The organism is Anaerotaenia torta, from assembly GCF_050433395.1.
Classification (GTDB): domain Bacteria; phylum Bacillota; class Clostridia; order Lachnospirales; family Lachnospiraceae; genus Mobilitalea; species Mobilitalea torta.
In genome coordinates this window covers 683238-700931 of record NZ_JBNPXH010000001.1, presented here as the reverse complement: position 1 = coordinate 700931, position 17694 = coordinate 683238, and the positions used below count along the sequence as shown (strand labels likewise).

Genomic DNA, 17694 nt, shown 5'->3' with positions numbered 1-17694 from the left:
TATCACGCTGTCTCCCTGTCCTGCTTCGCCTTCTCAACGCTGGCCTTCAGCGCCTCCATGAGATCGATGACCTTACCGGTGGTGTCGGGCTCGGAAGCGATTACCTGCTTTCCGGAGATCTTTGTCTCGATGAGTTCACGGAGCCTTGTCTGATATTCATCCTTATATTTAGCGGGATCAAAGGGTGTGTCCATGGAATTAATCAGTGTTTTTGCCATATTCAATTCCTGTTCGGATACCTCAGGCTTCGTATACTGTTTTTGAAACTCCTTGATATCATCCCCATAGAACATGGTGGAAATGAGGATACCTTCTTCCCGCGGAATGATGGCCATCAATGTATCTTTTGTTCCCATAACGGTCTTGCCTATGGCGATCTTCTGCTCCGCCATCAAAGCGGACCGGAGCAGCTCAAAGGCCTTCTCTCCCCCGGCCTCAGGAGCCGCCTGATAAGTCTTCTCGTAATAAACGGGAGAAATCTGGTTCAACTGGGCAAAATGCAGAATCTGAATCGACTTTTCTTTTTCTGTTTTGATCTTCTCAATCTCATCATCCGTGACAATGACATACTTGTCATCATCGTACTCAAAGCCCTTGACAATATCCTCCGCCTTCACCTCCTTGCCGCAGTGGGCGCAGGTTTTCTTGTAACGGATACGGCTGTTGTCTTCTTTGTGCAGCTGATTAAAATGGATATCATTATCCTGTGTGGTTGTATACATTGCAATTGGAATCGCAACCATCCCAAAGGTTATAACCGATTTGCGCGACATCATAATTGAAACACCTCCAAGGTTATTGTTTCCAACTGCATATTAAGTATTCATGTGAAAATTTCTTTATAAGGCGTCCCACAGGGACTGGATATACGCCCTTGCCGCGGCGGCATTCTCCGGCTTCGTATCCTCCAAGGTACAGTGCATGTAGGGTTTCTGCTTCTTGATGAAGCGAACCAGAGGGCCATAGTCAAAGACTCCAAGACCGGCGGCACAGGACGCCAGGGAATCCCCCGCAACATTGTAATCCTTAATATGAACAACCGCCGTCTCCTTCCCCAGAAGCTCTATGGCCTCCTCAAGGACCTCCGTCTGCTGTCCGTAATTATCCATTGCCAGGAGATTGACCGGATCCAGTATAATCTGAAGATTCGGAGAAGCAATGTCATCCAGAAGCCTTCTGGCCCTTTTGGCATCATAGATAATATGGCTGCGGACCGGCTCAATTGCCAGCAGAACTCCCAGTTTCTCCGCCGCTTCCACCACAGGCCGGAGATTGGCCTTCAGCAGCCGGTAGGTCTCCTCGCTGCGGCGCTCCGCCTCACTCCCGTTCCTTGCATCAGGGGTCTCCGTACCCACTACCCCGCAGCCTAACAATGAGGCAAACCGAAGATGGGCAATATAGGTATCCGTCAGCTTCTTCAATTCCCCGGGTTCCGGGTGAGTCAGGTTCAAATAACAGCCCAGCACCGCAAAGTCAATTTCCTGTTTCTGAAATATTTTCTTTAGGTGCATGGCAAGCCCCGGCGTCAACGCATCCTCGCTTACGGGAAATTCATCAATGGCTTTTGACAACGCCACATGGGCACAGGAAAATCCCTGCTCCCTCACTGCCTGAAGGCGCTCCTCCAACGGTAATACCCTGGCGTCATGTAATCTTATTCCTAACTGCATATTGTTTCCTCCTATCATCTTCCAATTATTATCCTTCGGCCTGTAATTATGTGTTTCCGACTTAAAAATACAGCCCCGGCATCCGCTAACCGACACCAGAGCCCGATTGGTTCTTATCCTTACATTCTCTCTTTCTGCCCCGTGCCTCATGGGCCGGTCTGCACACTCTTCCGATTTACATGCCCGATCCGTCTCTTAATATTATAGCACAAATCCTTACCGTCATGCTATCTATCTTTTGTTACAGATCAGAGGTCGGCCGGATGACATGGTGCTCCCTCTGATCCAATGTCATTTAGATAGGCCCATATACACATTACAGTTCCGTCGGTGACATCACCAGCGAAACTGTAAGCAACTACTATCTCATTTACAGATACGGGAACGGGCTATTCCAGCACCATAAGCTTATTATCAAAAGCTTCCACTGTCACCGTCACCGTACCATAATCCGTTTCTATCCGGGCGGTCTGCTCTTCCTCACTGTTGTTGAGAACAATCAGCGTCCGGCTCTCAGGATAATAGGCACATTCCGTATAGGTATTATCCGTAATGTATCTGCCTCCCTGGCCTTCTCCTGAGGCAAAACAGATGAGATTCAGCAGCATTCTGGTATTCTCCAGGCTCAGTGCGAAGTCCGACAGATAGATCCCCTTTCCCTTGCCAAACTCATTGGAAGTGATCGCGGGTGTGCTGCCCTCTACCGCATATACCTTTGCCCGGCCATCCGTAAGATACAGCCCCGGCTTGCCCTTTACACTGCTGTTGGCAGGAAGAAGTATTTCATCCGGCGCAATCTCAAAGCTCCATCTTCCGTGGCAGACCCTGGCACCGGTATCGAGATCCAGTCCCAGCACATGGGCCATACGGAAATAAGTATCATAGCCTTCCACTGCCGAAGGCTCGTTAATTCCCAGAAAGGCTCCGCCCTCATGCACCCATTGGGTAAGCAGCTCAACCACCTTATCATCCTTCCAGCAGTCACCGCCGCTCCAGGCAGAGCCGGCATAGCCAGCATTGATGATAACGTCCACATTCTTCAACGCTCCCTGTTTGATGTCCTCAAAGCTCAGGAAGCTGACCTCTACCGGAAGCCCGGACAGAGCCTCGTTTACATGGATCAGATCATGCATATAGGTTTCATGGAAATGCCCGGACAGGGTCCAGGAACGCAGCTTTCCCCAGCTATGCAGCACCCCTACCCTGGTCTTGATCCGGTAAGGCGCCCCCGCATGATGAAGCTCCCGTATAAAACGGAACTCATCGGCAACCTTCTCAATATAGTCGCAGAAATCAGGATACTCCTCTACCAGATGCAGATATCCTCCCAGACCAATACGGTCCACCGGCTCCCTCAACAGAGCCCTGCGGATTTTAATCCAATACTGCCTGGCGTCTTCGGTCGGGTCCCCGCCTTCCATAAAGGTGGGCAGGCCGCCCAGTCCGAGGGGAAATAGATAGGGATGCAGCCGCAGCTCATGGGTTCCCACCTCCACTCCGGCGCAGAGCCGGGCCTCATATCCTGAGAACACGCATTTAATCAGGCCGTCAAAGCCAAACTCATGAAACCTGCCGTTATAAGGCTCCACTCCCACCCAGCTGTCATCATAGAATACATAGGCCTGCTTTCCGTGGGCATGGGTGATATCAATCAGCTTTCTGCCGAATCCTATTACAAAATCATTGACGAATTCCATCCAATCCGCCTTGCGCTGATTGCCAGGCATATGGGTTACATGGAATTTTCCCTGATTGATGAAATCCTCCGCGGTCAGAGAATATCCGTAGCGCTGGGCAAAACGGTCCAGAGCCAAGGGACTGACGGTGAAATCATAGGAACCCCAGTCGGTAAAAAGATGTCGATTCCTAATATCACTGCCCCAAATCCATACAAAATTATAGAACATGGAGGTGAAGCGCACCACATTCGTCTCCTTATGCTCCCTGCACCAGTTCTCCATCCACTCCAGCAGATATTCCTGCACCTGTGCGTGCATCGGGTCAATCTGCATCAAATGCTCTTTGTCCCAATGGTTGGTGGTGTGATTATACATAGATATCTCTTCCCAGATCCGGTATGCCAGGAAGCTTACACTGTATCTGTGCCAGGGGTGGGCGCCGGTAATGATAACGCTCTCCTGCTCCCGGTCATAAGACCAATTCTCCCTCGGCAATTCCTGCTCCGAGGTCCGGTCGTAGACCTGCCAGTACCTCATGGCATCCCCGGATGCATTGACCTGGAACTGCTCTTTGAAGAAGCTCTCCATTAACGGGATCGCAAGCCGCTCTCCCTCCGCGACCCTGGGAGGGGTCATGAGAAAGGTCTGCTGCAATTGCTCCGGGTGTTCCTTCGCCCAAGCATTGTGATCACGTATGATACATATGGTCGAATAGATACTGTAGCCGGATTTTATAATATCCTCGGATAAAACTGTGCCGTCGCTGTCGCGGATCACATCGGCCCCCCATTTCTCCGCCATTTGCAGGGTCAGCCTTTCATAGCCCGATTCTCCGGGCAAAGTAAAGCCACCCCTTTTATTGGACATAAGACGAGCCGTTTTCTGCTTGTCATTGTCTAACATAAGACGAGCCGCTTTTGGCTTGTCGTTGTTTGCTTCCCTCATCATGCCATCCTCTCGATTCCTCTGTTATTATGCCAAACTATTCCATCTGTAATTATTTCGGGCCGTCCGGGTGCTTCCTGCGGTTGTCAATCAAATCTGCAAAAAATGCCAATGCCAGTCCCTGTCCCCAGCCCTGTATCCAGTCCTTCGGAACCTGACGGTAACCGTCACGGTCCTTCATGACCGCAGTTCCGCCGGACACATTGAGAACTCTTCCGTCTTCGCTGATGTTTTCCAGAACGCCCTTCAGCGCCTTCTGAACATATTTGGAATGGAGGGGATTATTATTATTGACCATGGCAGCTGCAATACCGCAGGATGCGGATACTTCCTCATAAGATTCCTCATCATCCAGAACGGTTCTCCATAATCCATTGTCCGTCTGAAGCAGCTTGAGTGCCGCCAGCTGGTCCCGCAGGGAGCATTCCACGTCCATACACTGGGGATACAGATACCACGCCTTCAACTGTCCCTTCACCTTGGACATGGTATAGGCAGCCCAGGCATTGGCGCGTCCCCAGTGGAAGCCGGACATATGATCCCGATGGATATTATTATAGCCATGGTACCACAAACCGGTTGCGGGATCCTGCAAGTATTTAATATGCCAGTAATACTGGTTCAGTGCATCCTGGATCAGCTCCTGATCCTGCAGCTTGCCGCCCACCCGAAGCAGGAAGAAGGCCGCCATGAACAGCGTATCCGCCCAGGCCTGCTCAGGGAAATCGTTCCCCTTGGATACGGTGTGCTGGAGCACCCCGTCACCGAAGCGCAGGGCATGATTGCGCAGATAATCCACCTTCTTTAAAATGATCTCCCAATACTTTTCATTTCCGGTTGCCTCATACAGGGTCAGCAGCACATGTCCCATGGCGCAGGTATTCACTGTAAGGTCAGGCAGTCCCAGCTCGATATATTCATCCGTCCAGGCCACCAGCATGTTCAGATATTCTTCTTTTCCCGATATTTCATATGCACGTGACACTCCATAGTAGGCCACGCCGCAGGGCCAGTCCCAGGTCAGATCCATGGTCATGGTTTTATTGGTAACACGGTCAATCATCTTCAGAAGCTCTGCTTCGTCATAATTTAATTTCAGCATGCATAACACCTCTCTTAATTTAATTTTTATAATTGAAGCAGCAAAACACCTGTCAGGCTATTACCTCTTGCCGCTTGCCGTTCATAGCATTATTCTACCACTGCGTATATTAAAATTGTAGCCGAGTTCCTCCACAAAATCTAATCAATACTATCATAAAACTATGCAAATACAATCATTATTAACGCCTTTAATTTATCTCATTCTTACTTTTGCTGTATTTTCCATATTTTAATTCATCGATTTTTGTGCAATTATACATATATTACATAAGACATAACAATAATCCATATTTATCATGGTTGAAATTAGTGTATAATATTTAGTATAATAAAGGCATAGTGATCATGCGATCAAAGCCAAAGATCATGAACACGGATTTTGTTCATAATGTAATAATTTTAACCATAGAAAGTCTTCAGAAAGGAGTATACTGTGTCCCGACGTAAAAGACCCATTATCGAATACCGCCATTATAACCTTCCGCTTCACTTTCCTGTTGTGCTACTCAGCGGAGAGCGCTGGAGAATTTCGGATAAGAAAAGCGGGCGGCTTCATTTCCACAACTGCCTCGAAATCGGCATTTGCCATACCGACAGCGGAATCATGGATTTTGAAGATATTCCGATTCCCTTTAAAGCAGGTGATGTCACCTGTGTGCCCAAGCATCTGCCCCATACCACTTATAGTTCTCCCGGTACGGAAAGCTTGTGGTCTTATGTCTTCTTTGATCCGGAGGAGCTCTTCCGGAATATGTTCCACCCGGGAGCCAGCTTTGACAAGCCCATGGCCAGCATCCGCAACTATCACCTGATCATGAATCGGGAGGAATATCCCAAAGTATATTTTCTCGCCTCTGCTATGGTGGAGGAGCTGAAAAGCCAAAAGCCCAGCTATCAGGCCAGCGTCCGGGGACTGGCCCTGTCCCTCTACGTTGAACTGCTGCGGATCCATTCCGACGAGGTAATCCAGGGCAAAGGCAACAAGGAGCTGCAGCACGATTCCGAGAACGTCCTGATGATCATCAATGCCTTGGAGCATATCCAGAATAATTATATGCAGCCCATTACCATCGACGATCTGGCTGATCTGTGCCATCTGAGCGTCAGCCATTTCCGCCGGACCTTCCATGAGATCATGGGTGCGGCCCCTCTGGACTTCCTCAACAGCACCCGGATTGACGCCGCCTGCTGGCTGCTGCGAAGCACGGAGGATTCCATCCTTACCATATCCGAGAAGGTGGGCTTCCATTCCATCTCCAGTTTTAACCGGAGCTTCATCAAGCTGATGCAGATGCCTCCCAGTGTATGGAGGAAGCAGACCCTGTTATCGGATTCCAATTCGCCAAAGGCCTCCATTCTGGAGTTCACCGGTTGGATCTGACCTGCTTAGGCCCTCTTACACATTACATTTTTCAAGTTGGAAAGGGGCGGACAGTATATTCTGTCCGCCCCTTTCATCCTTTACAAGCCGTTTTAAGTTAATTTTCAACGGTTCTATTTATTATATTATTTCTTCTGGTAGTCAGGTAACTTGGTGCTGTTTCCAGCCTGGTATGCAGCCAGTCTTTCTTCCATGACTTCCTTGTAGCCGGCATCCTCGTATTCCTTAGCATACTGCTCATACAATGCGTCGAATTCTTCCGGCTTGCACATGGTCAGCTTATCACGGTATTCCTTATATCTCTCCTGTAAGGTTCCGGCATACTCTACCTCAGCAGCAATCGGAACACCAAAGATTACATCCAGACAACCGTAGCCCTGTTCAAACAGCTCCTTCTGCGCATAATAAACATCTATAATATCCTGTGTGAAATCCTGAGGCAAACCCTTAGGAGAAGCCGCTGCAATGATATCTTCAATGGTACCTGCATTTCTTGCCTCAATGGTTACACACCAGTAATCCTTGTTGTTATTAAAGCCCTGCTTCTTATCTCCGGTATATTCTCCTACAGACACAGGAAGTCCGCTGGCAGCATCTACGTTATAATGCTCGCCCTCAAGTCCCCACTGCATTACAAAAAGATTTTCTTCCTGAGTCATCCATTCCATGTACATCCATGCCGCCTTAATCTCATCCTCTGTTGCCTTGGAAGAGAAACCAACGATCATACCAAAGGGATTGTTGGTACGGTATGCCGGAACAGTTCCAGCTTCCTCATCCACGACACCCATCGGCTGGATTGCAAGCTCAGCATCAGGATTATTAGCATAGAAAGAATTCAACCAATCCATATTAGCAGAAATATATCCACCATATCGATAAGCGGTCCCATTCACAAAGTTTGCTTTTTCTGTCTCAGCATCGGTGATATAGTATTCCGGGTTGGTAAAGCCTAAGTTATAATCTTCATTCTCTACCTTGAGCAGCTTTTTGTTCGCTTCCTGGCCCAGCATAGGAATATTAACATCACCCATAGAAGCCCACCATGCCTCATCCATAGGGAAGGTTCTGTATCCATAGTTTTGATCGGAGCCTACACCGGTAATCAGAGCTTTGCCCAAAGGATGCTTCGCTAAGCCGGCCTGCTGGATCTTAGTCATGGCATCTACAAGCTCTGCACGGGTAAGCGGAACATGATCATAGCCTACTTTCTTTAACCAGTCCATACGCACAAAGGTCTGGTAGGTGTAATTGGTGTTATAATAAGGTCTCTGCGCCAGTGCAAAATAGGTCTCGCCGTTCATGGTAGAATACAGGAGCTGATTCTCCTCTACCATTCTGTTATAATAATCGGGAGCTACTGCTGCAAAATCGTCCATGTTAAAGGTTCTTAAATATCCTTCGGAAGCCCACTGGGATACCTTGGGATAGTCGTATTCCATCAGGAGCGTGGGAAGCTTTCCTGCGGAAGCCAAAAGAGCATAATCTGTCATAACATCAGTACGGGTAATCGGCACATATTCAACTGTAATATTATACTTATCGCCGAAGTTTTCCTGCACCCATTTGGTCCAGTAGTTATCATTGACAGTGGGGACACCTTCCACTCCTCTGTCATAAATCGGTATTCTTAAAGAAACCTTCTCTGCAAACGGAACATAGCCCTCCACACCCGGCACTGCGGCGGGAGTATCATCACCGGTATCCTCAGAATCATTGTCACCCGCTGCCGCCGTAGGGGCCGTAGTAGGTTTATCGGGAGTCTTATCCTCTGCCGGATCTTTTTTACCACAGCCGGACAAAGCGCCTGTAAGCATAGCTGCTGCACATAATAAAGCAATTACTTTCTTAAACTTTTTCACGTTTATTCCTCCTCTTTTTAATGAAAATTTATATATAAATCTGTATGCCGGCAAGAACACCGGATACAATATTCATATCTGAATAACAACTGCAGTTTTCTAGCCCTTCACCGCTCCAATCATAACACCCTTTACAAAGTACTTCTGTAAGAAGGGATAGATACATATAATCGGAATCGTTACAAACATTACTGCCGCGGCCTGCAGCACCTCCGGCGTACTGGTTACGGCTGCCGCCTCCGACAAGCTTATGGACTGCGCTTCCGAAGCAGAGGCAACCATCTGATACAGCCTGTACTGAATCATCTTCAGTGAGTCTGTTTTGATATAGAATTTATTATCCGCGTAACTATTCCACCGTCCGACCGCATAGAAGAGTGACAAGGTTGCCAGAATTGGTTTGGACAAGGGCAGCACAATTCTCCCCAGTATCTGAAAGTTGGTAGCTCCGTCCAGAAATGCCGATTCCTCCAGGCTGTCCGGTATGCTGGCCTGAAAATATGTTTTCATAATCAGCATATTGTAGGGTGAATAAATCAGCGGCAGAATCAGCACCCATGCCGTATCATACAGCTTCAGATTGGTGATCAGCAGGTAGGCCGGAATCAATCCCGCACTAAAATACATAGGAAACATCAGCAGGAAGGTAAATAATCCTCTGCCTCTCAATCTCTTCTTAGACAAGGGATATGCCGCACAAATACAGGCAATCATTCCGAGAAGGGTGAAGACCAGGGTTACTCCTGCACTATATACAAAGGAATACACCAGAGAACCATCCTTAAAAAGAGAAATATAAGCATCCAGGTTAACTCCCTTCGGCCAGAGATAAACCTGCTTTGCCAACACCGCATTATTGCTGGATATGGACTTTGCAAGCATGTGAATAAAAGGAAGGATACAGGTAGCGCTCAGGACAACTAATATGAGCATCATAATTGCATCGCTGATTTTAAAACTGGAGATCGCCCTGCTTCCGTCGGATACGCCATCCTCCTTGCGAACGGATCTTATTCTATTCTTAGCCATCTTATCTCCTCCTAAATTAATCCATCTTCACCAAGCTTCTTGGCGATCCTGTCTGCCAACAGTACCAATATCAAGCCCACTACAGACTGGAACAGTCCCACTGCTGTCGACATACTGAACTTTCCTCCGCCAAGACCCTTTTCAAAGATATAAATAGCCAGCTGGTATTGGAACTCCTTAACCTGGGTATTGCCAAATACATCGAGACGCTCAAAATTGCTTCCCATGAGACGGCCCAGATTCATAATTAACAGTGTTACCACGGTTCCCCGGATACCCGGCAGAGTAATATGCCACATTCTCTTCCAGCGGTTGGCACCGTCAATCATGGCTGCCTCATATAATTCCCCGCTTACACCGGCAATCGCCGCCAGATAGATAATAGTACCCCAGCCCATTCCGGCCCAGACACCGACCAGCAGATAAGTTGCCGCCCAATGGTATTTCTCTGTAAGGAAGGGTACTCCCTTTTCAACCCATCCCATGTTGGTCAACACAATATTTACCAGACCAGTGGATGGCTTAAACATGGTATACGCAACATTTCCAATAATAACCCAGGATAGGAAGTGGGGCAGATATAGAACCGTCTGCGTCACCTTCTTAAATCTCGGAAATCTTAATTCATTCAAAATCAGTGCCAGAATAATCGGTACCGGGAAGCTAACTGCCAGATCCAGTATATTGAATACAATGGAATTACGGAGAGCACGGATAAAATCCGCGTCCTTGAAGATCTTTTGAAAGATCTGCATTCCCACCCATTCACTGCCCGCATATCCCTTCGCCGGCTTATAGTCCATAAATACCATTCGCAAACCGGGATAGGCCGCATAATTAAAAATGATTACCAACGCCACCGGCACCAGCAGCAGAAGGTATAATTGCCAATCTCTCTTCAGACTGCTCTTCCAGCTAATTTTATTTCCAGCCTTGGATACGGCCGTTTTACTCTTTCCCATCTTTAGCCTCCTCTGAATTATTATGTTCAGCCTCTATGGATTTCATGTATTGCGATTGGTTTCAGTTAAATTTATCTTATAAACACTTTCCCTTAATGTACAATACTCACAAAATACCCATCGGTTATGCTATAATTCTATACAGTTATCGTTATCATTTCTATTCAAATCATGCACAAAACTATTCATTTTCAACTTTATTCTAAAAATTATTGTTTAACACAAGGGATTTTTGCTCTGATTTGTTGTTAGTTTTATATGATTCACACAATATAATTTCAGTTTTTAATACAATTCTTCCAAAACCAGAATTAAACAAAAGAAATAATCATAGTTGAAATTAAATCCTATATTAATTATCTAAATACTTTATATCTTAATGAAATAAAGGGCGGAACACCACAAAAAAAACGCCTTGAAACAACCTGTCTCAAAGCGCATTTTGCGTAATGCTTTTCGGTTAATTTATTTCACAGCACTTCCAATCCAATACCTGCCATCACCCTATCTTCTCCGGCATGCCAGGCAGCCGTCTCTTCGTATAATACCGGTAATATAAGATAAAGAGAAACGAGGTCACAGCCCAGGTCAGCGGATAGCTGAAGACCACCGTCTTCACATCCGGCCAGAAGGGCACTACAACCAGCAGCCATAATACACGCAGGGCACATACTCCAAGGCTGGTGAGGAGCATCGGAACGAAGGAATTCCCCATCCCCCTCAGGGAACCGGAGAATATTTCAATGAATACATAGGTCCAGAAGGTAGGAACCATAAAACGAAGGATCTCCATTCCTATCTCCAGCACCCGGACATCTGTCGCAAACAGCCGGTAAATATACGGCCCTCCAAAATAGATTACCACGCTTAGACCAACCGCCGCAGACAGTGCAATTCTAAGGCAGACCTGGGTTCCTCTCCGTACACGGTCATATTTGCCCGCTCCGTAATTCTGCCCCGCGAAGGTAGTGATAGAAATGCCAAAGGCATTCATGGTCATCCAGAATATACCGTCAATCTTGCTGTAGGCAGTCCAGGCCGCAAGGGTATCCGTGCCGAAGCGGTTCATATTCGTCTGAACAACCACATTGGAAGAAGAGTACATCAGGGACTGAAACGCAGCCGGAAGACCGATCCGGATAATCTTCTGCAGCATTTCCTTATGGAAACGGATTTCCTTCAGGCGCAGCTGATAGCATTCCTGCGTCCGCATCAAAACAACACACACCAGGACCGCGCTGCAAATCTGGGAGACAACCGTTGCCAGCGCCACTCCCATTACATCCCAATGAAACGCAAGAACAAAGATCAAATCCAATACAATATTAACTACGCAGCTGACCATTAAAAAATACAACGGCCTCCTGGAATCACCGATTGCCCTCAGTATACCGGCTCCCACATTATAGACCAGATTGGCCACCATACCGGCAAAATAGATTCGCAGGTAGACAAGTGACTGGGGAATGATCTCTTCCGGAGTGCCCATAAGACGCAGCGTTGCGGGAGCGCTGAGAAGCCCCAGCACCATGATAAGAATCCCCCCTGCAATAGCCATTGCTATCGCTGTATGTACCGCTTTGCTTACTTCTTCCCGATACCGTCCCCCATAATATTGAGATATAGTAACGGTTGCACCGGCGGAAATACCAATAAAAAAACCCACATATACATTGATTATGGTACCCGTTGTCCCGCCGACTGCGGACAGGGCTTCCTTTCCTACAAATCTTCCTACTACAACCGCATCTGCCGTGTTATAAAGCTGCTGAAAAAAGGTGCCAAACAGCAACGGAAAGAAAAAGATCATTAACTGCTTCCAGATCACTCCTTCCGTAATACTGTTGCCGCCTTCTCGATTGTGCGCCATAATTCCTAATTCCTCTTTTCTGTTGATTCTATTAATATCACGACTCAAAACGATATCCGTAATTCCATTATTGTAGCCCTGCCTGCACAAAAAAGCAAGAGAGAATTCATCGTCCATTCATTTCAAATTCCGGTATAAAAATACTGCGGCATTTCACCGGAGGATTGCCATCAATTCCTTTGCGATTCCTCCCGTAAAATGCCGCAGTATATGCCTGTCACAGCGTAGAAACGACCCGTATCCGCCTCCTTTTGCTATGTAAGCAGGAAGTAAGCCAGTACAACAGCCCCCAATGCAATCCGGTACCAGCCGAAGGCCTTGAAATCATTGTTCTTAATAAAGCCCATAAGGAATCGAATCGCCAGTACGGATACGATAAATGCCGTCAGCATACCGACGGCCAGAACCGCCAGCTCCTGCCCCGTAAAGTGAAAGCCGAATTTCACGATCTTTAGAAAACTCGCTCCGAACATAACCGGAATAGATAAGAAGAAGGAATATTCCGCCGCTACGAGCCGCGAGGTTCCCAGGAGGATTGCTCCAAGGATGGTTGAGCCGGAGCGGGAGGTTCCCGGAATGATGGACAATATCTGGAAGATGCCGATGAGCAGCGCCGTGCGGTAGGTCAGCTCATTAAACTTCCGTATCCGAGGCTCCTTCCCTTTATTGCGGTTCTCGATAACAATAAAGAGAATACCGTATACAATCAAGGTAACCGCCACCGTGGGGTAATTATAAAAATGCTCGTCAAACCAGTCATCAAACAGCACTCCAAGAACACCCGCAGGGATGCATCCCACCAGGACCTTGAACCAGATCTCCCAGGTAAATGCCTTCTCTTCCTTCGATTTACTCAGAGCAAAAGGATTCAGTTTACGAAAATACAGCAGTACTACCGCCATAATCGCCCCAAGCTGAATCACCACACGAAACATTTCCATGAATTGATCGGACTGCTTCAGCTCGATCAGCTCCTCCGCCAAAATCATATGCCCGGTACTGCTGATTGGCAGCCATTCCGTAACCCCTTCAATAATTCCCAGCACAATTACCTTTAACAACTCGATTAACATATTCTTCGTCTCCCATGCCTTTCCTTGATTTTTTTCATGCAGTCACTAATATTATAACAGCTTTCTCTTCTGTTCACCATCAATATTTAACGGCAGAACCTGTTCCTTATCTTCAAAATACTGCTTAAATAATTCCGGATAATTCAAAAGGAGGCGTCTTGCGACGCCTCCCACAGAGTAAACTTTAATAAAAATTAAAGTTTAAACACCTCTATGCTTTTGATCAAAATAACCATCCCCTTTCTATTGAAATTGACCGGTCACTTGTATTATCCCATAATCCGTCGTAAATGAATAGGCAGAAAACACTTATATCAGTTTTTTCCCATACACGATCTTCTTAATCGCATCCTCACCCAGATGGAACCGGTCTGCCAGGGCCTCTATCGTTTCACCCTGGTCAAATAAATTCATGATTTTCCTGTTTCTTCTGTCAATGGCTTCTCTGGCACCACTGACACAGCCCCAGCCTGCTTTACCGCTCTTCTTCGGAATATAAACCAGACTTCCCTCCACATATTCCTGAATCTCTTTTAACAGGCGGGCCGGCAATACATCCGCACCTTTTTTGTAATTCAAATAATGATCCCTCCATGAAGCTAATACAATTCTTACCGATGTTTAAGCTTTTCATGTCAAGCCCACCTCCTTAAAATATGATAGCTAATCAGGAGCTCGATATCCTGACCGCGCTTATAGTATACCACAATCTTACCGTGATTGGTATTATTTATTTTGCCGGATAATGATAAAAAATGCACCGAATAAATCTCAAACTTTAGCAACACTTATTCTCCAGTGTTTTTAGTATCCTCTGGTTCACCAATACTTTTTCTAATATATTCAACCCATTTCATTTTTCGAAGACAACACCATCCTATCGGTAGAACAATAGATGTGATTACCAAGATGATATGCTGTGACAAAGAAAAATTGATTGGTTGTTGTTTAAATATTCTAATATAGAATTGCAAATATAAGAAACTAATTACGATACATTTTACTATTGATATTTTATACCTATTAGCATCCCGTACGGTAAAAAAACTATGAATACTATATGTTATAACTCCAGGGTAAAGATATACAGTACATTGACCTAAGATTAAGACTAACTCCATAGCACTATTATATGTCGTTACCGTAGTAGTCACAATCGTACCCCCTTTTCAAAAATCTTTATTCAATTCACCCCTAAATAATAAAATGGTATGTCAAGTGCGTGAAACTCTCCTATGTGCTCTTGACATACCATTCATAGATATTTCACTTATTCTGATAACCCTGCTGATATATAGCGACCATCAAAATCAATATTAGCAATATAATTGTTAGAATAAGTTACTCCAAACGTAGCAGTTGAACCCTCTCCCAGCCCTACCTTGAGCCCTGCCGAGTAGGTGGTTGTTCCAGTTTCATAAGTATCTCCATAAACATTGTAGTAAAACCTATTACCCGCCTCCAGTCTGTAAAAAATTGAGCCACCAAATATACATGGGTCCCCATCTCCTGTGTATATGTGAGCATTTTCTAAAGATACTATCCTGTTTGGAGAATATGAGTTATTTATGTATTCTAATCCAACCACAAACATAGGTTGGAAGGTATGTACATGCAAAACCAATCCCAACATCGTCGTATGGACGACTGTATATGTGTCCATTCTAAACTGACCATAGCGTATTTCTACGGTAGATGCAACCTTTGCCTGATTTTCCGTGTGAGATGCCACGAAGTTACTGATCTCTTCTTGCGATGAGCCACTTCTTTGCATGTCTGCCAAAATCTCTTCATATGTGTACGCCTTATCCTTAGGAAAAGTAGCAAGCTCTTCGTAACTATAAACTGCTAAGGAAGACTTACCCATGGTGATTGGCAAAGACTCACCTGTAGTAGCTGCCATGGCGGTCCCAGGAATAGTAAATATCAATACCACTGCAACCAAAAATGCTAATAACTTCTTCACGATTTTCATCAATAAATTCCCTCCTTGTTAATCAATCATTAGGAAACAGACCTTATATTTCTTCGAATACCATATAATCTTTTATACAATCATAGAACCATCTCCTTTATTTCTTTCAATAATCGTTATTAAATTATTAATACATTATTTTAAATACAATATTATCAAAACATATAATGTATGATTTTGTCAATAATATGTTTATATATTATTTACTTTTTTATTATAAATCATAATATCTTATCGCAAAAATCATAATTATAATTGACACAGTAATTCACATGGTGTATCATGTTGGCATATACTAAATAATGGAGGCCTTGTATGTCCAAACAAAATAACGAATTCAAATTAACCGAAAGAGAAATTGATATCTTGAACATCCTATGGTCGGCTGGTAAGCCATTGGTAGCTTCTGATATACACAAACTGGACAACTCCATAAGCCTTAACACAATACAGGCTGTCTTAAGGAAATTATTATGTAAAAAACTTATTGAGGTTGCAGAAATCGTTTATAGTAGGACAGTTCTTTCACGCAGTTATCGACCCACCATAAGTTTTCATGACTTCTCAATGCAAGGGATTGTAAAGCAAATCAAAGATTTAGATAAAAGCATTTCCACACCTAGCATCGTTGCTACACTGCTTGAATATGAGAAAAATGAAGAGGTTATTATAGAACAACTGGAAGAAATGCTACAAGAGCGAAAGAAGCAGTTAAAAGATAGGAGGAATTAGGTTGATCTTTTCATTCACTGCTTTATTATCAAATTTCTTTTTTAGCAGTTTACTAATATTTTTTATCTTATTTTTTTTAAGGAGTAGCCATCAAATTAGATTGGTTGGAGTTAGTACCATATTTTTCTGCATCATTATAATTATGTTACGATTACTTCTTCCTTTTGAATTTTCATTTTCCACCAATATATTGTCAAGGCATATACTTCCAGAGATCACTCAATTTGTTAAAAAACCAATTACTATATTCCAGAATTATCAGATTAGTCTTCTTTATATTTTATATTCTGTATGGGGTATCGGTGTATTATTTAATTTGTGTAAAGCAGTTTACTCTTACTGGCATTTTAAAAAAATGATTCTTAATTTCCCTGTTTTAGAGGACCAATCGATCAACAATATTTTACATAACATCCTTAAAAAATACAACAAATTCGTATCCCTTCGAATTATCCAGACAGATAAAATAACCACCCCAATAATATTTGGATTTTACAATCCATGTATTGTTGTGCCTGGCATATATCTTACGGAAAGGGAATGGTATTATATATTAAGCCATGAAATTGCCCATTACTTTCATGGTCACTTATGGAATAAAGCCATTTGCCAATTCCTTTATGTCCTCTATTGGTGGAATCCGCTTGTTTATCTTTTGAAAAAGCAGATGGACAAGACGCTTGAAATGCAAGTGGATCTTATCGTAACCAAGACAATGGATGAAAGTAGCCGAATTGAATATCTGGAATGTCTCCTGAAGATAGCAAAGAATTGTGTGTGTCAAGTAGATGAATTGGCAATGACATTCAGCAGTGAACAGAACTCCATCCTTGCACAAAGGTTTTATATGGTTTTGAATAATTATGAGTTAAAGATAAAGTCAAGAATAAGAAGTGTTCTTTTATTTGTCATACCCACATTATTATTGGTGTTTTTTTCTTGTTTTTTTATTTTTGAACCATATGCAATTAATCCCGAAGATGCAGCTGATACATTTGACTTAACCAGCAAAAATTCATATTTAGTTCTTAATTCGAATGGCGGCTATGATGTTTATCTAAACGATGAATATTTTGGTACCATTCATGATATTGACTCATTTATAGATTTACCCATATATCAAAATATCCAGGAGGTACCAATAAATGAAAAAAATAGGTAAGAAGTTTTCACCCCTCATCATCACATTATGTATTTACACAAGCCTACAGCCAACCAATGCGCTCGCTACAAGTGCACTGAATGGAAGCCTTGCATCAATCGAATCTACTGTTAGTGTAACACCTTACTCCGATATCATTGACTGGAGATACAAATCGGAAAATGGTAATATATACAAGCGTCTGTATAATTATTCTACGCAGGAATGGATCGGAGAATGGATCCTTTGCCCTTAAAGCAAAGCATTTGAT

15 protein-coding genes are annotated in these 17694 nt (G+C 44.4%); 4 read left to right on the top strand and 11 right to left on the bottom strand.

Annotated elements, in window-relative coordinates; all coding sequences use genetic code 11:
- Window positions 1-2 precede the first annotated feature (2 nt).
- From ku to HNQ56_RS03040, 4 genes are all read right to left on the bottom strand, one after another.
- Window positions 3-776 (bottom strand): non-homologous end joining protein Ku, encoded by a 774-nt coding sequence (gene ku / locus HNQ56_RS03055; protein WP_429142684.1) that lies wholly within the window; start codon window positions 774-776, stop codon window positions 3-5.
- 63 nt (window positions 777-839) lie between these two features.
- Window positions 840-1670, bottom strand: a complete 831-nt coding sequence (locus HNQ56_RS03050) for a sugar phosphate isomerase/epimerase family protein (protein WP_429142681.1) — start codon at window positions 1668-1670, stop codon at window positions 840-842.
- 389 nt (window positions 1671-2059) lie between these two features.
- On the bottom strand, window positions 2060-4297 hold the full coding sequence (gene gnpA / locus HNQ56_RS03045; protein WP_429142678.1) for a 1,3-beta-galactosyl-N-acetylhexosamine phosphorylase: 2238 nt from the start codon (window positions 4295-4297) through the stop codon (window positions 2060-2062).
- Between the two features lie 49 nt (window positions 4298-4346).
- Entirely contained in the window at window positions 4347-5396 is a 1050-nt protein-coding gene (locus HNQ56_RS03040) for a glycoside hydrolase family 88/105 protein (protein ID WP_429142675.1), read from the bottom strand.
- Between the two features lie 435 nt (window positions 5397-5831).
- Between HNQ56_RS03040 and HNQ56_RS03035 the strand changes: the two genes are divergently transcribed.
- Window positions 5832-6779: a cupin domain-containing protein gene (locus HNQ56_RS03035; RefSeq protein WP_429142673.1), complete on the top strand. Its 948-nt coding sequence runs from the start codon at window positions 5832-5834 to the stop codon at window positions 6777-6779.
- Between the two features lie 125 nt (window positions 6780-6904).
- Here HNQ56_RS03035 and HNQ56_RS03030 read toward each other — a convergent pair whose 3' ends face one another.
- From HNQ56_RS03030 to HNQ56_RS03000, 7 genes are all read right to left on the bottom strand, one after another.
- On the bottom strand, window positions 6905-8641 hold the full coding sequence (locus HNQ56_RS03030) for an extracellular solute-binding protein (RefSeq protein WP_429142671.1): 1737 nt from the start codon (window positions 8639-8641) through the stop codon (window positions 6905-6907).
- Window positions 8642-8740: 99 nt separating this feature from the next.
- Window positions 8741-9670, bottom strand: a complete 930-nt coding sequence (locus HNQ56_RS03025) for a carbohydrate ABC transporter permease (RefSeq protein WP_429142669.1) — start codon at window positions 9668-9670, stop codon at window positions 8741-8743.
- A gap of 11 nt (window positions 9671-9681) precedes the next feature.
- Window positions 9682-10632, bottom strand: coding sequence for an ABC transporter permease (locus tag HNQ56_RS03020; protein ID WP_429142667.1), 951 nt, complete (start codon window positions 10630-10632; stop codon window positions 9682-9684).
- 499 nt (window positions 10633-11131) lie between these two features.
- On the bottom strand, window positions 11132-12502 hold the full coding sequence (locus HNQ56_RS03015; protein ID WP_429143010.1) for an MATE family efflux transporter: 1371 nt from the start codon (window positions 12500-12502) through the stop codon (window positions 11132-11134).
- A 254-nt stretch (window positions 12503-12756) separates the two neighbouring features.
- A complete protein-coding gene (locus tag HNQ56_RS03010) occupies window positions 12757-13575 on the bottom strand; it encodes an undecaprenyl-diphosphate phosphatase (RefSeq protein ID WP_429142665.1) in 819 nt (272 codons plus the stop codon).
- A gap of 309 nt (window positions 13576-13884) precedes the next feature.
- Complete coding sequence (locus HNQ56_RS03005) at window positions 13885-14154, bottom strand: CD3324 family protein (protein ID WP_429142663.1); 270 nt, start codon at window positions 14152-14154, stop codon at window positions 13885-13887.
- Between the two features lie 691 nt (window positions 14155-14845).
- On the bottom strand, window positions 14846-15550 hold the full coding sequence (locus HNQ56_RS03000; RefSeq protein ID WP_429142660.1) for a hypothetical protein: 705 nt from the start codon (window positions 15548-15550) through the stop codon (window positions 14846-14848).
- A gap of 315 nt (window positions 15551-15865) precedes the next feature.
- Here HNQ56_RS03000 and HNQ56_RS02995 point away from each other — a divergent pair, with 315 nt between their 5' ends.
- The 3 genes from HNQ56_RS02995 (at window position 15866) to HNQ56_RS02985 (ending at window position 17679) form a co-directional block, all read left to right on the top strand.
- Window positions 15866-16282, top strand: coding sequence for a BlaI/MecI/CopY family transcriptional regulator (locus HNQ56_RS02995; RefSeq protein WP_429142658.1), 417 nt, complete (start codon window positions 15866-15868; stop codon window positions 16280-16282).
- A 142-nt stretch (window positions 16283-16424) separates the two neighbouring features.
- Window positions 16425-17444 carry a M56 family metallopeptidase gene (locus tag HNQ56_RS02990; protein ID WP_429142656.1) on the top strand — a complete coding sequence of 340 codons (1020 nt, stop codon included), beginning with the start codon at window positions 16425-16427 and terminating at the stop codon, window positions 17442-17444.
- Window positions 17428-17679, top strand: coding sequence for a hypothetical protein (locus HNQ56_RS02985; protein WP_429142654.1), 252 nt, complete (start codon window positions 17428-17430; stop codon window positions 17677-17679). The genes HNQ56_RS02990 and HNQ56_RS02985 overlap by 17 nt, the downstream gene beginning before the upstream one ends.
- Window positions 17680-17694: the final 15 nt, after the last annotated feature.

Bases quoted from the DNA above. Each gene is read 5' to 3' on its own strand.
- HNQ56_RS02995 (WP_429142658.1), top strand. From the start codon at position 15,866: ATGTCCAAACAAAATAACGAATTCAAATTAACCGAAAGAGAAATTGAT.
- HNQ56_RS02985 (WP_429142654.1), top strand. From the start codon at position 17,428: ATGAAAAAAATAGGTAAGAAGTTTTCACCCCTCATCATCACATTATGT.
- HNQ56_RS03050 (WP_429142681.1), bottom strand. From the start codon at position 1,670: ATGCAGTTAGGAATAAGATTACATGACGCCAGGGTATTACCGTTGGAG.
- HNQ56_RS03040 (WP_429142675.1), bottom strand. From the start codon at position 5,396: ATGCTGAAATTAAATTATGACGAAGCAGAGCTTCTGAAGATGATTGAC.
- HNQ56_RS03020 (WP_429142667.1), bottom strand. From the start codon at position 10,632: ATGGGAAAGAGTAAAACGGCCGTATCCAAGGCTGGAAATAAAATTAGC.
- HNQ56_RS03010 (WP_429142665.1), bottom strand. From the start codon at position 13,575: ATGTTAATCGAGTTGTTAAAGGTAATTGTGCTGGGAATTATTGAAGGG.
- HNQ56_RS03015 (WP_429143010.1), bottom strand. From the start codon at position 12,502: ATGGCGCACAATCGAGAAGGCGGCAACAGTATTACGGAAGGAGTGATC.
- HNQ56_RS03025 (WP_429142669.1), bottom strand. From the start codon at position 9,670: ATGGCTAAGAATAGAATAAGATCCGTTCGCAAGGAGGATGGCGTATCC.
- HNQ56_RS02990 (WP_429142656.1), top strand. From the start codon at position 16,425: ATGTTACGATTACTTCTTCCTTTTGAATTTTCATTTTCCACCAATATA.
- ku (WP_429142684.1), bottom strand. From the start codon at position 776: ATGATGTCGCGCAAATCGGTTATAACCTTTGGGATGGTTGCGATTCCA.
- HNQ56_RS03000 (WP_429142660.1), bottom strand. From the start codon at position 15,550: ATGAAAATCGTGAAGAAGTTATTAGCATTTTTGGTTGCAGTGGTATTG.
- gnpA (WP_429142678.1), bottom strand. From the start codon at position 4,297: ATGATGAGGGAAGCAAACAACGACAAGCCAAAAGCGGCTCGTCTTATG.